The 13,471-nt window shown below is 38.1% G+C and carries 15 protein-coding genes; 10 read left to right on the top strand and 5 right to left on the bottom strand.

Annotated features, from left to right (window positions below; translation table 11 throughout):
* The first annotated feature begins 71 nt into the window (after window positions 1-71).
* Window positions 72-398, top strand: coding sequence for a hypothetical protein (locus RZO55_RS22975; RefSeq protein WP_318066572.1), 327 nt, complete (start codon window positions 72-74; stop codon window positions 396-398).
* Window positions 399-1,340: 942 nt separating this feature from the next.
* Here RZO55_RS22975 and RZO55_RS22970 read toward each other — a convergent pair.
* Window positions 1,341-1,766 carry a lamin tail domain-containing protein gene (locus tag RZO55_RS22970; RefSeq protein ID WP_318066571.1) on the bottom strand — a complete coding sequence of 142 codons (426 nt, stop codon included), beginning with the start codon at window positions 1,764-1,766 and terminating at the stop codon, window positions 1,341-1,343.
* Window positions 1,767-1,967: 201 nt separating this feature from the next.
* On the opposite strand from RZO55_RS22970, the gene RZO55_RS22965 reads away from it, so the two are divergent.
* Window positions 1,968-2,180: a helix-turn-helix transcriptional regulator gene (locus tag RZO55_RS22965; RefSeq protein ID WP_097005486.1), complete on the top strand. Its 213-nt coding sequence runs from the start codon at window positions 1,968-1,970 to the stop codon at window positions 2,178-2,180.
* Between the two features lie 861 nt (window positions 2,181-3,041).
* Here RZO55_RS22965 and RZO55_RS22960 read toward each other — a convergent pair.
* A complete protein-coding gene (locus RZO55_RS22960) occupies window positions 3,042-3,320 on the bottom strand; it encodes a hypothetical protein (protein ID WP_318066570.1) in 279 nt (92 codons plus the stop codon).
* Window positions 3,321-3,929: 609 nt separating this feature from the next.
* Here RZO55_RS22960 and RZO55_RS22955 point away from each other — a divergent pair.
* Complete coding sequence (locus RZO55_RS22955) at window positions 3,930-4,742, top strand: transposase (protein ID WP_318066569.1); 813 nt, start codon at window positions 3,930-3,932, stop codon at window positions 4,740-4,742.
* Window positions 4,743-4,749: 7 nt separating this feature from the next.
* Here RZO55_RS22955 and RZO55_RS22950 read toward each other — a convergent pair whose 3' ends face one another.
* A complete protein-coding gene (locus RZO55_RS22950) occupies window positions 4,750-5,175 on the bottom strand; it encodes a hypothetical protein (RefSeq protein WP_318066568.1) in 426 nt (141 codons plus the stop codon).
* Window positions 5,176-5,320: 145 nt separating this feature from the next.
* Between RZO55_RS22950 and RZO55_RS22945 the strand changes: the two genes are divergently transcribed.
* Window positions 5,321-5,533, top strand: a complete 213-nt coding sequence (locus RZO55_RS22945) for a helix-turn-helix transcriptional regulator (RefSeq protein ID WP_318066567.1) — start codon at window positions 5,321-5,323, stop codon at window positions 5,531-5,533.
* A 212-nt stretch (window positions 5,534-5,745) separates the two neighbouring features.
* Here RZO55_RS22945 and RZO55_RS22940 read toward each other — a convergent pair whose 3' ends face one another.
* The gene (locus RZO55_RS22940; protein WP_318066566.1) at window positions 5,746-6,396 is read right to left on the bottom strand and encodes a class I SAM-dependent methyltransferase; all 651 of its coding nucleotides are present in this window, start codon (window positions 6,394-6,396) and stop codon (window positions 5,746-5,748) included.
* A gap of 280 nt (window positions 6,397-6,676) precedes the next feature.
* Window positions 6,677-8,416 carry a GGDEF domain-containing protein gene (locus RZO55_RS22935; RefSeq protein ID WP_318066565.1) on the bottom strand — a complete coding sequence of 580 codons (1,740 nt, stop codon included), beginning with the start codon at window positions 8,414-8,416 and terminating at the stop codon, window positions 6,677-6,679.
* A gap of 651 nt (window positions 8,417-9,067) precedes the next feature.
* Between RZO55_RS22935 and RZO55_RS22930 the strand changes: the two genes are divergently transcribed.
* Genes RZO55_RS22930 through atpG form a run of 6 tightly spaced genes read left to right on the top strand, consistent with a single transcriptional unit; the run spans window position 9,068 to window position 13,462 of the window.
* Complete coding sequence (locus RZO55_RS22930) at window positions 9,068-9,763, top strand: F0F1 ATP synthase subunit A (protein WP_318066564.1); 696 nt, start codon at window positions 9,068-9,070, stop codon at window positions 9,761-9,763.
* 29 nt (window positions 9,764-9,792) lie between these two features.
* Window positions 9,793-10,011: an ATP synthase F0 subunit C gene (gene atpE / locus RZO55_RS22925; protein ID WP_097005478.1), complete on the top strand. Its 219-nt coding sequence runs from the start codon at window positions 9,793-9,795 to the stop codon at window positions 10,009-10,011.
* Between the two features lie 52 nt (window positions 10,012-10,063).
* The gene (gene atpF, locus RZO55_RS22920; RefSeq protein ID WP_318066563.1) at window positions 10,064-10,564 is read left to right on the top strand and encodes a F0F1 ATP synthase subunit B; all 501 of its coding nucleotides are present in this window, start codon (window positions 10,064-10,066) and stop codon (window positions 10,562-10,564) included.
* On the top strand, window positions 10,545-11,048 hold the full coding sequence (atpH, locus tag RZO55_RS22915; RefSeq protein ID WP_318066562.1) for an ATP synthase F1 subunit delta: 504 nt from the start codon (window positions 10,545-10,547) through the stop codon (window positions 11,046-11,048). The genes atpF and atpH overlap by 20 nt, the downstream gene beginning before the upstream one ends.
* A complete protein-coding gene (gene atpA, locus RZO55_RS22910) occupies window positions 11,045-12,562 on the top strand; it encodes a F0F1 ATP synthase subunit alpha (protein WP_369293252.1) in 1,518 nt (505 codons plus the stop codon). The genes atpH and atpA overlap by 4 nt, the downstream gene beginning before the upstream one ends.
* A gap of 3 nt (window positions 12,563-12,565) precedes the next feature.
* Entirely contained in the window at window positions 12,566-13,462 is an 897-nt protein-coding gene (gene atpG, locus RZO55_RS22905; protein ID WP_318066560.1) for an ATP synthase F1 subunit gamma, read from the top strand.
* The last annotated feature ends 9 nt before the right edge of the window (window positions 13,463-13,471 follow it).

The raw sequence follows: 13,471 nt of genomic DNA, 5'->3' as shown, positions 1-13,471 counted from the left end.
CGGAGCAGCTCCGGGCAACCAGGGAGGAAAATTGAGATACAATAACTAAAATTAAATGGTATGGGGAAATCATGAAAACAGATGATAATTTTGAATTTGGACAGGGGATAAAAATATGGTTAATAATCTGCATTATAGGAAATTTAGTTAGCACGATAATAAACTTATCCCTAGGAAACGTTAGTTTTGCAGTTGTCAAAACATGGATTACAATACTATATGTCCTTCTATTTATCAAGAAAAAACGAATTATCTTTGCTCTGATTTTAACTTTGATTATAGTATTAATTATAATGGATTTGATAACATTAGGAAATCCGATACAGGCTAGTCTCAAATTATTAAATCCTCTAATTACATACATATTACTACAAAAGTATTGGAAAAAAATGAGATGAAATTGTGAATTAAAAAAGGGAAGGACTTCGAAATGCGGAGACCTTCCTTTTAAAAATATGTAGACGTAACACGAAAAAAGAAATATAATGTTAAGTGCTGTCACCCCTATACCCAACAGCGGAGGGGAGGTGTCAAATGGAAAGTATCTTAAATTTCTTGGTTTCGGTCATGGCAAGAGTAGTGGGAGACTACATATGCAAATGGTTAGATCGAAAACATAAGGACAGCTAGCCTAAAAAGAACCCCCAGAGAATGCCGTCTCTGGGGGTTCGCTTTGTGTCAAATGGAACATCTTAAATTTCTTTGGATATAATTATACTACACTAAAACAGTGTATATGTCAACTACTAATGCATCTCAAAATCTCTGCAGCTGCCAGGATCCAAAATGTAAATTGAGATACAATAAGACAAGAAAATCCAGGGCGGATACCCTGGACTTTCTCTGCTGTTATCCCCAACCCGGCAACGGAAAGGATATAGTTATTCTATCCTCCAATTAATGGTATGTCAATAATTCTAGTATCTCATTACCCGCTCTGGTCATTGGCTGCAGCTCTCAAAACGAGATACAAAAACAAATTCCTCTTAATCTATTTGTCCAGGGTTCGAGTCCCTGAAGGCGCACTAAAAAAGTACTGGTTTTGCAGACGGAGAGCTGCGGGGTCGGTGCTTTTCCTTTGTGTAAAAATAGCGGTCGGAATCTATTTGTCCTTTGGGAAGGACTTAGGGGTAAAAAAAGTACTGTCTTTGACGGGTGAGGTCGTCGGAGGACAGTACTTCTTTTGTAAAATTATAAATTGTTAAATTTCAGTTTTCTGCCATTGATTAATGCCTATATTATAAAAATTTTGTGTAATAAATATTTGTCACATTATATTTTCATAAAATAGGAAAAACTCATCTATTAAATGGTAAGTGTTAAACCTTAGAGTTATTAAATTAATTGATTTTTTGAGATACAGAAATTTTTTTCCCTTTATCTAAATCTCTGTATTTCATTTTAAATACTGTCTTACTATTTGCGTCATTTATTTCTATACTTCCGCTTTTGCCCATAGATATATCTTTATATAACATTATTCTTCTAGTTTTATTCGGTTCAATCAACCCTTCTAAGTTTACTTCTTTACCATGACTATCGACAATTTTCCAATTATTTAACGAAATTACTTCGGCACTATTATTATAAACTTCTATCCAGCCTCTGCCCCTATCCGACCGTCTAGGATGCAAATATGCTGTTAAGATTTTAATATTACCTTCATTAATCATAACTTCGTAATTACTAGAGTCATCCAATTTATTTGATGGATGCAAAAAAGCTACAAACCTGTTGAAGATTAAGTCGACTTTGATAATTTTCATCGTACATTTTTATTACCTCCTATAAATTAAATTATGTTTTTGAAATAAACTTAAATATTGAAAAAATAAACATATATATTTAAATATTACACATCAAAGGGAAAAAGTCAATACATAATGTTAAAATTAATGTTTAAATTTGCAATCATTTTGTTGTATTTATAAAAATTTGTATTTATAATTGTGATGGAGGTGATGAAAATGAGAATGGCAACAAAAATAAAAATGATTCTTGCAGCAAGAGATATGACGATCGGCGATCTGGCCGAAAAATTAGAAACAACACCACAAAATATAACAGCCAAAATAAATAGAGATAATTTATCAGAAAATGACTTACATCAAATTGCAGAAGCTTGTAATGCAACTTATGAGGGATTTTTTACTTTAAATGATAGTAATAAACAGATTTGATCTTATAATAAATGGTATTCTTATATCTACATTTTATCCATAATACAGTAAAGCAGACTTTATTGATTAAGAATCAATTAAAAGAACATTGAAGGTGAATCAATCAGAAATATCACTGGATTCGGATAAAAGTCAGGGGAAATCATCAGAATCAAAGATTGGATAAAAAACAGGTAAAATGTATCTCGACTCAATTCCTGATCGGAGTAGCTCCGGGCAACCAGGGACGAAAATTGAGATACAAAAGAGGGGAGTTCTCAAAAACAGAGCCCCCCTCTTTCTGAAAATTGTAGACGAAATACGAAAAACGAAATATAATGTAAAGTGCTGTTATAACCCAAACTGCGCAGCAGGAAGGGGGTGCAACAGTTGGAATACATATTAACCCTTATGCTTTCGGTCATAGCAGGCGTAGTGACATTTCGTTTGCAAATGGCTCGACCGAAAGGACAAATAACAGCGAGCATAAGAAAACCCAGGGACGGCCATCCCTGGGTTTTCGTTTGTGCAACAATTGAAATACATAATTCCTTTGTATCTCTATTTTATACCTAAAGTACTGGCGTGTCAACAGTTGCGATTAAAAAGTATCTCAAAACAATCGCAGCTGCCAGGATCCAAAATGTAAATTGAGATACAGTGAAATTAAGAAAGCCCAAGATAACTATCTTAGACTTCCTTAGTTATAATTCTCCTATAACCCGACAACGGAAAGGGTACTAACATTCTATAACCAAATGAAGCACATGTCAATCGCTCCTGCACCTCAAATCCCGATCTCTATTTTTATTCTTACAGCTAATAATTTACATGAATAAAGCAGGAATCCATGATAGAAATTCCCAGATTCCTGCTTGTATATTACAGCCAAAATAAAATAATATCTACTGCAAAAAATGCTAAAATTATTGCTATTTTCTTTGGAGTTGAATATTTTGCCTGTTCTCCAAATATATCCTGAGCTATAATAACTAATAATAAAATATTATATGCCATCATAGAAATACGTTCGCTCCAAATATACTTTAAATAAATATCTGTAGGTAAAAGAGATTTTAAATCAGCAATTGGCAGGATCTGGAAAGTTAATACAATACTTATAATAATTAAAGGTATAAAAATATATTTTTTAATTTTCACCTAAAGTCCCTCCTGCTAAATTACCGCGTTCTCTGTGACGATATTGTCATTAATAGAAATATCATATTTACCACTTGGAGCTCAACCAGGCAAGGAAATTGAGATACAAAAGAAGGGAGCTTCCTAAAACGGAGTTCCCTTTTATGGGAAAATTTGTAGACGAAACATGAAAAAAGAAATATAATGTAAATGCTGTCGCTACTCTAAACCCGGCAGGGGAAAGAGGTGCGAAATGGAAAGCATTTTAAACTTTTTTGTTTCAGTCATGGCAAAAGTAGCAGGATACTACATATGCAAATGGTTAGACCGGAACCGCAAAGACAGCTAGCCTAAAAAGAAACCCCAGAGACGGCCATCTCTGGGGTTTCGCTTTGTGCAAAATGGAACATTTTAAACTTTTTTGGATACCTTTATAATACACTAATATAGTGTATATGTCAACTGCTGGACAAACTTGAGTTTCCGCATATTTATCCACAGACTTCTTGTTTTCTGACTTCGTAATAAACAACTTTCAAAAAACAAAATATAAGGAATCTCCTTCCTTTTTGATGTAGAATTAAATCACGACAAAATAACCTACTAAACAAAAAAAGAGGAGAATTCCCTATGGTTCATTTTACATCAAATACTTACATTTTGAAACGGGAAATTTTAAATTTTTCAAATAAAATTTCCCGCAACCTCTCCAAACCCGATAGAAAATTTACTGCCGATATGACATATGGTATGCTTGCGGCTAAAAGCTGTCTCTTAACCGACATTGTAGATCAACTTCATGAGGACTCAAAAAAGATCAACAGCGTGGAGCGCCTTACTCGACATCTGAATCTAGGGACTTCAAAACAGGCTTTACTTTCTTATCTTCAAACCGTTCGTAAATGGGTTCCGGAAGAACCGGTAATTCATATCGATGACAGTGATGTCATTAAACCAGCGGGCTACAAGTTTGAAGCTCTTGATACGGTCAGAGATGGTTCTAAAAGTACCCATACCAAAAACGTCTATGAGAAAGGATACCATGTGACGGAAGCGTGTGTCATGACAAATAGCAACCAGCCAGTCAGCATTTACTACAAAATTCATTCTTCAAATGAAAAGACTTTCATCTCCACTAATAACGTTACCTTTGATGCTATGGAGCGCGCAAAAGCCATGTTTGGCAAAGCCACTTTTGTTATGGACCGGGGTTATGATGATAACAAGATGTTTCTTAAGCTTGATGAATTAAAGCAGGATTATGTGATACGGCTTACTGCTAAAAGAAAACTCCTTTTTCATAACAAATGGGTAGCCGCCACAGAACTGCGGAATCGCCGAAAGGGTAAAATTACAACACCTGTGGTCTATAAAGGTAAAAAGCGGGAAGCTTATTTATCCCATGTGAAGGTTCAGATCCCAAATGAAGCACGGGCATATTAAGGTACTGTCAACTCCGGTGCTTATAACATTCTTCATAGACATGCAGATCATAGCGGTTAATCAGGCCGTTGAACAGCCAGAAGTAAAAGAACCAGCCTTTATAACCCATTTCAACAACTTCTTTGCTTTTTATGCAGATTCTAACAAAGGCTTTATCCGTTCGCTTTCCCAGGGCAACATAATCAATTTCATAATCCTGACTGCCTTTCTTTTCTGTATGGGTAACAGCATCGTTAAACCGATCTACACGCATCTTATAAAAATTCTCAAGGGAAAAGAAGCGTTCCGGATTACTTAAGTAGTTGCTATACCAGCAGTAATCAATTCGGTTTTTCTGGACATAGGCGATCTGTAAACCGAAATGTTCGGCTAATGCCTGGACATATTCATAAGATCGTTCGAATGATTCATTAATACCGTACATCCAAAGCATATAGCTTCGAATCTGTACCACCAGTTCACAAGTACGGATACCGCCGAATCGGAAGATTTTGGAACAACAGGAGCTAAAGAAAGTCAATACATAATGTTGTAATTTATAAAAATTTGTATTTATAATTGTGATGGAGGTGATATAAATGAGAATGGCAACAAAAATAAAAATGATTCTTGCAGCCAGAGATATGACGATCGGTGATCTGGCCGAAAAATTAGGAACAACACAACAGAATATAACAGCTAAAATAAATAGAGATAATTTATCAGAAAATGACTTACATCAAATTGCAGAAGTTTGTAATGCCACTTATGAGGGATTTTTTACTTTGAATGATAGTAATAAACAGATTTGATCGTATAATAAATGGTATTCTTATAGCTATATTTTATCCATAATACCGTAAAGCAGACTTTATTGATCAAGAATCAATTAAAAGAACATTGAAGGTGAATCAATCAGAAATATCACTGGATTCGGATAAAAGTCAGGGGAAATCATCAGAATCAAAGATTGGATAAAAAACAGGTAAAATGTATCTCAATTAATGTCAGTTTTGTATTTTGTTTATTTTCTACACAAGCAATGTAGTACGATTCCATCTTCTGTCTTATGTATTTTTCCGGGTTCGCAAAGCACCACAGAAAATCCAGCATTTTCAACGTAACTTAAAAGCTCTTGGGGTAAAAATGCTTCCCAATAAATTTCAGTATTGGCATATGGATAAAACTTTCTACCGCTTAGATATTGCTTATGGTGTTCCATTAAATAGTCATAATCATGACCGGAAAAACTTAGCAAGCCATCTTTTTTAAGAACGCGCTTACACTCATTTAGGAATTTACTCTTATACGTATCCCCATACAATAAGCCAAATGTTTGTGCCCATATAATGATTACTTCAAATGAAGCATCATCAAATGGAAATGTATACCCATCATATACCAAGAAATTAATATCGTAACAGTTTTTTAAGGATAATTTTGCAACTTGTTTTATAACTTCTTCTGAAATGTCAATGCCTATAATAGAAAATCCCGAATCGAAAAGCGCAAATGCCTCTCTCCCCATTCCACATCCAATATCAAGAATTTTTGCTTCTTTCGGAAAAAAGTCAGCGACTGCCCGTTCCCATTTTTTAAGTTCTCCTTTGTTACAATAGACCATTTCATCTACATTTTTCTTATCCTCATACCACTTGTGCACGATATCACTCATGACATATTCACCTCACTTATTACCAATAATTTTCTTGCTTTATATTATATTACTGGAAAAGCTATTAACTATCAATATTAAGTTTTCAAAGTGCTGTAATCCATCAAATACTAATTCAAATTTACAATTCATTAGAAAGTGTATCCCAACCAAGTTCCCGGCCAGAGAAGCTCCAGCCGACATAAATGCGGATGCAGCCTTTCGACTCCAGTCATATATGAGAGAATTATAGTGTGTTGATAAGACTTTGTACATAGGCAGAGACAATATTAATGTAAGTTCAGTAAATTTCATAATAGCTGCCGGTCTGCCGCTTGCATTTCTTTTTCAGTTTGGCAATGTCCGCTGAGAAAGAGTCTATATTCGGATAAGTTTTCGTGCGGTTGGATATTCCTGCAACAGACAGGCTGGCAATGGGGAATTCTTCGGTTAGTCCCCGCCTGTTTTTAGATACGATATACCCTCGTTCTATGTCCTCTTTATGATACAGGGAAGCCACGCGGTTTGTAAAATGATCAATGACTTCCTTACAGTAATTTTCTGCCTCATGGTAATCACAGATCACGATAAAATCATCCCCGCCGATATGTCCGATGAACTCACTTTTAACAGCTGTATTTTTCAGAATATCTGCAAGCAGCATAAGCATCATATCTCCTGACTGAAAACTGTAAGCATCATTATAAGATTTAAAGTTATCAATATCAAAATATATGATACAGTAGGGAGCATCGCCAAGAACATGGTATAATATTTCCTGATCAATTATAAGGTTGCCGGGAAGACCTGTCAGCGGATTGGAATGCATAGCAGTATCTACTTCCGCCTTTGTGCAGGCTTCAAGAAGGTCTTTGATTGTTACAATGCCCCAGTACTTCCCCTCACGCTCCACGACTATCGGGTTGTAGAGCTGTTCATATTGCCGCTGCATGGCCAGTTTGGAGACCTGATTAATGGGCATATCGTAATTCACACTGAGAAAATTCTTGCTCGTCAATTGCTGTATACTCTTCTTTGAATTAAGACTAAACCCGTATCTGCCGCCGAATTTTTCAATCAGAGCGGTTCTTGTCATAAAGCCAATGGCGGCGCCTTCTTCCGTTACTGTGAATTCCGTGATAGAAGGATGGTTTTGAAGAGTTTCGTATATTCTAAGTGCTTTTTCATCAGGAAAAAAGGTGTGACCTGATCTTGATAAATATCCAGCCATGGGATAGATAGAAGTTTTATTCATTCTGATATAGCTTCTGGCCTGGTAACTCTTGATTAAGTCAGCCTTTTCCTTTGAGATATCCTTAAAATCCGGGTCTGGATAGCTCAGAAAATAACCCTGCCCATAACTAACACCCAGACTGATCAGTGTATCTAATTCCTCTTTCGTTTCAATTCCCTCGGCAATCACAAGTATTTCTGCATTTTTACCAAAATCGGACAGTGCCTTAATAAGCATCCGTTTCGTATCGTCTTTTTGTACACCCCGGATCATGTTCATGTCGAGCTTTATTAAATTTGGTCTGGCATTTGCAATAATATTAAGACCGGAGTAACCGGCGCCCACATCGTCAATGGCAATTCCGTAATTCTGCTTTTGGTAATGCTCCACTGCAGTATAAAATGCATGGGTATCCGATACAGAGACGCGTTCTGTTATTTCAAAAACGATATCATTGGAATTCAAACCATACTTTTGCAAAAATGCTTTGGTGAAACCTTCACGGAAGGAAATATCATTAATAATATTGCAGTTTACGTTAAGAAAAAGCTTTTTGCCACGTTCCATAGATACGGAGTGTTCCAATGCCTTTACTCTGCACAGGGTTTCTAGCTCCCAGGACTTATTATGCTTGAAAGCAGTCTGAAACATCTCCTCAATGTTCATATCAAGCTCTTTTTCCGATACACGGATCAGTGCTTCAAAACCATAGGTTTTTCCATCCACCAACGAAACAATTGGCTGAAAAACCGGGGTTAAATGCTGGCCCTCTAAAATTTTGTCTAATAGCTGATATTTGTCGTCCATAACAATGCTCCTCATTCCGTTCACATTGTGATGAAATAATCGTATCGAAAAAATGAAAAGAATGCAAGCATATTCCGGTAAAGATTATGTAATACTTATAATTAAGACTTAGGTGCTTCAATTAATTTTACCGTAATCTTCCGGATTATATATCATTTTAATAGGAAGAGATAGAATTAAAATTATATATAAATGTATGGGAGCATTTGTATGTTTTGATAGTATCACATTAGGGGTAGGTTAAAGTAATTGGTTTTTTACCCATCTTATTTGCTTTATTTAGATATTCATTAGTAACTTATGACGGTGAATTGAAAAAGCAATAAAAAATACATGGCATTTTACACAAAATATTAGAAAAAAATTCTACATATAGCCTAGAAAAATTCATCATAAGAGGGTGACTTTACGAAATGTTTACTTTTTAGGTTAAAAAATTAATAAAAAATTTAGATTTAAAGTGGTGAAAATTGTTCCAAATGTTCAAACAATTATAAGCATTAACAAGATGTTATGAATTGGATAAAAAGTTGACAATTTTTGCAGATGAAAGTAAGATACACAATATACCTGAGCATTATTGTATATTTACACGTACAATACCCTTGATCGGGAAGTATTAATGAGAAAAAGTAGTCTCTAAGAAAGGAAGTGAGCATTACGGAGGAGCTGGCAGAGAAGTTATTAGAGGAACTGAACTGCGAAACGGTCTTTACCATTCCGATATTCGGCGGCATTCCAATCGCTGAATCCGTAGTGGTGACATGGATTATCATGGCAGCACTGACTCTTCTTTCCGTTATCCTGGTGAGAAATCTTCAGGTTGAGAATCCAGGAAGGAAGCAGCAGGTGCTTGAGATGACAATCGGCGGACTTTATGGTTTTTTTGAGGATCTGATGGGTAAGGAAGGGAAACGCTATATTCCCTATTTGATTTCTGTAGCGATTTATATTGGTGTGGCGAACTTGATTGGCATCATTGGCTTTAAGCCTCCAACCAAAGATTTAAATGCCACCGCAGCGCTTGCATTCATGAGCATTGTGCTGATTGAATATTCGGGGTTTCACAAAAAAGGCGGCAAAGAATTCATAAAAAGCTTTGCAGAACCCATGGCGCTTTTAACCCCCATGAACATTCTGGAACTATTTATCAGGCCACTGTCGTTGTGTATGCGATTATTTGGTAATATTCTGGGATCGTTTGTAGTCATGGAGCTGATCAAGAGTGTGGTCGGACCTATCTTACCAATTCCGTTTACCATGTATTTTGACATATTTGACGGGTTGATTCAGGCATATGTATTTGTATTTTTAACAAGTCTTTTTATGAAAGAAGCACTGGAATAAAATTAATTAAGAAAAAAGGAGAAATAATTATGTTTGCAGCAATTGGAGCAGGAATCGCAGTATTTACAGGTTTAGGAGCAGGTATCGGTATAGGAATCGCAACATCAAAGGCAACAGACGCAATCGCAAGACAGCCGGAAGCAGAAGGCAAGATCAGCAAGATGCTGTTACTTGGTTGTGCGCTGGCAGAGGCAACTGCCATCTATGGTTTCGTAGTAGCCATTCTTATCATTTTATTCCTTAAATAGTAAAGCACCAGTATGTATATGGAAAAAAATAAAAGAAAGGCAGGCGATACAGATGCTTAGACTGGATATGAACTTTGTGTGGAATATCGTGAATCTCATCGTCCTGTATTTTCTGCTGAGGCATTTCCTGATTCAGCCGGTTATGAATGTTATAAATAAACGTCAGGCAATGATTGAGCAGAGCATCAGCAATGCAAAAGCTTCTGAAGGGCAGGCCTTCGTTATGAAAAAGCAGTATGAAGAGAAAATTGCTGCTTCTAACGAAGAGGGAGCGAAGCTGATTGAAGAATCGAGAATCCAGGCAAAAGCCCAGTATGACAGGATCTTAAAGGATGCGCAAGAAGAAGCGGGACGTGTTATGAGCGAGACTCAGAAGAGAGCGGAGGCTGACCAGGAAAAAGCAATGCGCGAAGCAAAGGCACAGATCGCAGGTCTGGTAATTGCGGCAGCAGCAAAGGTAGTTGGTCAGGAAGCAGACGCGAAAGCAAATCAGGCGCTTTATGATTCATTTTTAGCAGAAGCAGGTGATTCCCATGACGCAGGCAGCAATTAATTACGGGCAGGTGCTGTATGAACTTTCCCTTCCCGAGAAGGTGATAGAAGATACGGCTCTGGTGCTGAAAACGGTGCCGGAGCTGAAACGTGTCTTAAACAGCCCTGTGATACCAAAAACAAGCAAGCACCGGGTTATTGACCGGGTATTTGATGAACCCATCAGAGTCTTTTTAAAGGTACTGGTAGACCGCCGTGATATGGAGCTTGCAGATGATATATTTGAAGCGTGGCGTTCCCTGGTATGCAAAGCGGCCGGAATACTGGAGGCATCTCTTTCCTTTGTAACAAAACCTGATGAAGAACAGATGCGTGAGATCAAAGCCATGCTATGCAGGAAATATAAGAAAAAAGATGTAAGATTCCGCCTGATCGAAGATCCCGGTTTAATCGGTGGCTTCATTCTTCGTGTCGGAGATGTGGAGACTGACTGGAGTTTAAAGGGACGTCTGAGACAATTAGAACAAAATATAATGCGGAGGTGAAAAACGTGGCTTCCATCAATTCAGATGAAATTATTTCTATATTGAGAAGTGAAATTAAGGATTATGACGCTCATGCCAGAGACCAGGAAGTGGGTACTGTCTTAAGCGTAGGAGACGGCATTGCAACAGTATACGGTATCGACCATGCAATGTACGGTGAAATTGTTATATTTGAAAACGGTGTGAAAGGAATGGTGCAGGATATCAGACGAGAAGATATCGGCTGCATTCTATTCGGTTCAGACCGCGATATTAAGGAAGGCTGTAAGGTTACAAGGACAAAGAAACGTGCCGGAATTCCGGTTGGTGACCAGTTTATCGGAAGAGTTGTGAATGCTCTGGGAGCACCAATAGATGGAAAAGGTGAAATCAGTTCCGATGATTACCGTTCTATTGAACATGAAGCACCTGGTATCATTGACAGAAAGAGTGTATCGGTTCCTCTTGAAACCGGTATTCTTGCCATCGACTCCATGTTCCCGATTGGACGGGGACAAAGAGAGTTAATCATTGGTGACCGTCAGACCGGTAAAACATCGCTTGCAGTCGATGCGATCTTAAACCAGAAGGGGAAAGATGTGATCTGTGTCTATGTAGCGATTGGACAGAAAGCATCTACGGTTGCCAAACTTGTAAATACGCTGACTCATTACGGTGCGATGGAATATACCATAGTCTTATCCTCCACAGCAAGTGAGCCCGCTCCGCTTCAGTATATTGCTCCATATTCAGGAACTGCTCTTGCCGAGTACTTCATGTATAAAGGTAAAGATGTACTGATTGTATACGATGATCTTTCCAAGCACGCGGTGGCATACCGTGCCTTATCTCTGCTTCTTGAGCGTTCTCCGGGGCGTGAGGCATACCCAGGTGACGTTTTCTATCTCCATTCCAGACTGCTGGAGCGTTCCAGCCGTTTAAAGGAAGAACTGGGAGGCGGATCTTTAACTGCTCTTCCCATTATTGAAACCCAGGCTGGAGATGTATCTGCCTATATTCCGACCAATGTTATTTCTATTACAGACGGACAGATCTTTTTGGAGAGTGACCTTTTCTTCTCCGGGATGAGACCTGCAGTAAACGTCGGCCTTTCTGTATCCCGTGTAGGTGGAGCGGCTCAGACAAAGGCAATGAAGAAAGCAGCAGGAAGCCTTCGTATCGATTTGGCGCAGTGTCGTGAGATGGAGGTATTTACCCAGTTCAGTTCTGATCTTGATGCGGCAACTAAGGAGCAGATTCAGTTCGGCAGAGGTTTGACAGAGATGTTAAAGCAGCCGTTATGCCATCCTATGAGCCTTCATGATCAGGTAATCAGCTTAATTACAGCCAATAACCGTCTGCTGCTTGATGTGGAGGTTTCCAAGGTAAAGCAATTCCAGAGGAATTTACTTGATTTCTTTGAAAGCGTTCATCCCGAGATCGTCACTGAAATAGAAGAGACGAAGGTATTGGCTGATGAGCTGAAACAAAAGATCCTTGACGGAGTAGCAGAATTTAAACAGAAACGGGTGTAAGATATGGCAAATGCGAGAGAAATACAAAGCAGGATGAACAGCATTAAAAGTACTATGAAAATAACCAATGCGATGTATACCATTTCCTCGTCAAAGTTAAAAAGGGCCAGAAAAGCTCTGACTGATACGGAGCCTTATTTTTACGGACTGCAGCGAACTATTGACAGAATCATAAGGCATACGCCTGACATTGATGACCCGTATTTGGATACCCGGCCGCAGATAAAAAAAGAGGACCGTAAAATCGGATATATCGTAGTAACAGCAGATAAAGGTCTTGCAGGTGCTTATAATCACAACGTTTTTAAACTGGCGCAAGAACAGATTGACAAGGGTGGAAATCCCACGCTGTTTGTTGTAGGAGATTTGGGACAGCAGTATTTTTCCAAAAAAGGAATCCCTGTGGAACAGGATTTTCGTTATACAGTACAAAATCCCAACATGAGCCGTGCAAGAATTATAGAAGAGAAAATCGTTGATTATTTTCTGTCAGGGAAACTTGATGAAGTGTATATGATATACACAAGAATGGTTAATGCGATGAAGATGGAAGCGGATATACAACAGCTTCTGCCTGTTTCAAAACACCGCCCCGGACTGAGTATTCCTCTAAACGTACACTTAGAGGAAATCACCATGAAGCCATCACCCAGGGCAGTAATCGATGCAATTGTACCGACTTATATTGCAGGTTTTATTTACGGAGGACTGGTGGAATCTTATTCCAGTGAGCAGAACTCCCGTATGATGGCAATGCAGGCGGCAACTAATAGTGCTCAGGATATGCTTGATGAACTGGCGATTACCTACAACAGGGTGCGGCAGGCTGCAATAACCCAGGAGATTACCGAGGTAATCAGCGGAGCGAAAGCGCAGAAGAAGAAACGGAAGAAGGCTTAGGTCTATCGT

This window comes from Clostridium boliviensis, assembly GCF_033342255.1.
Lineage (GTDB): Bacteria > Bacillota > Clostridia > Lachnospirales > Lachnospiraceae > Lacrimispora > Lacrimispora boliviensis.
Note: the sequence above shows the minus strand (reverse complement) of the source record. Positions and strands in the feature narration are given on the sequence as shown.

What these genes read in the sequence shown, in the direction of transcription:
- RZO55_RS22975 (WP_318066572.1), top strand. Translation starts at nt 72, where the DNA reads ATGAAAACAGATGATAATTTTGAATTTGGACAGGGGATAAAAATATGG.
- RZO55_RS22970 (WP_318066571.1), bottom strand. Translation starts at nt 1,766, where the DNA reads ATGAAAATTATCAAAGTCGACTTAATCTTCAACAGGTTTGTAGCTTTT.
- RZO55_RS22965 (WP_097005486.1), top strand. Translation starts at nt 1,968, where the DNA reads ATGAGAATGGCAACAAAAATAAAAATGATTCTTGCAGCAAGAGATATG.
- RZO55_RS22955 (WP_318066569.1), top strand. Translation starts at nt 3,930, where the DNA reads ATGGTTCATTTTACATCAAATACTTACATTTTGAAACGGGAAATTTTA.
- RZO55_RS22950 (WP_318066568.1), bottom strand. Translation starts at nt 5,175, where the DNA reads ATGCTTTGGATGTACGGTATTAATGAATCATTCGAACGATCTTATGAA.
- RZO55_RS22945 (WP_318066567.1), top strand. Translation starts at nt 5,321, where the DNA reads ATGAGAATGGCAACAAAAATAAAAATGATTCTTGCAGCCAGAGATATG.
- RZO55_RS22940 (WP_318066566.1), bottom strand. Translation starts at nt 6,396, where the DNA reads ATGAGTGATATCGTGCACAAGTGGTATGAGGATAAGAAAAATGTAGAT.
- RZO55_RS22935 (WP_318066565.1), bottom strand. Translation starts at nt 8,416, where the DNA reads ATGGACGACAAATATCAGCTATTAGACAAAATTTTAGAGGGCCAGCAT.
- atpE (WP_097005478.1), top strand. Translation starts at nt 9,793, where the DNA reads ATGTTTGCAGCAATTGGAGCAGGAATCGCAGTATTTACAGGTTTAGGA.
- atpF (WP_318066563.1), top strand. Translation starts at nt 10,064, where the DNA reads ATGCTTAGACTGGATATGAACTTTGTGTGGAATATCGTGAATCTCATC.
- atpH (WP_318066562.1), top strand. Translation starts at nt 10,545, where the DNA reads ATGACGCAGGCAGCAATTAATTACGGGCAGGTGCTGTATGAACTTTCC.
- atpG (WP_318066560.1), top strand. Translation starts at nt 12,566, where the DNA reads ATGGCAAATGCGAGAGAAATACAAAGCAGGATGAACAGCATTAAAAGT.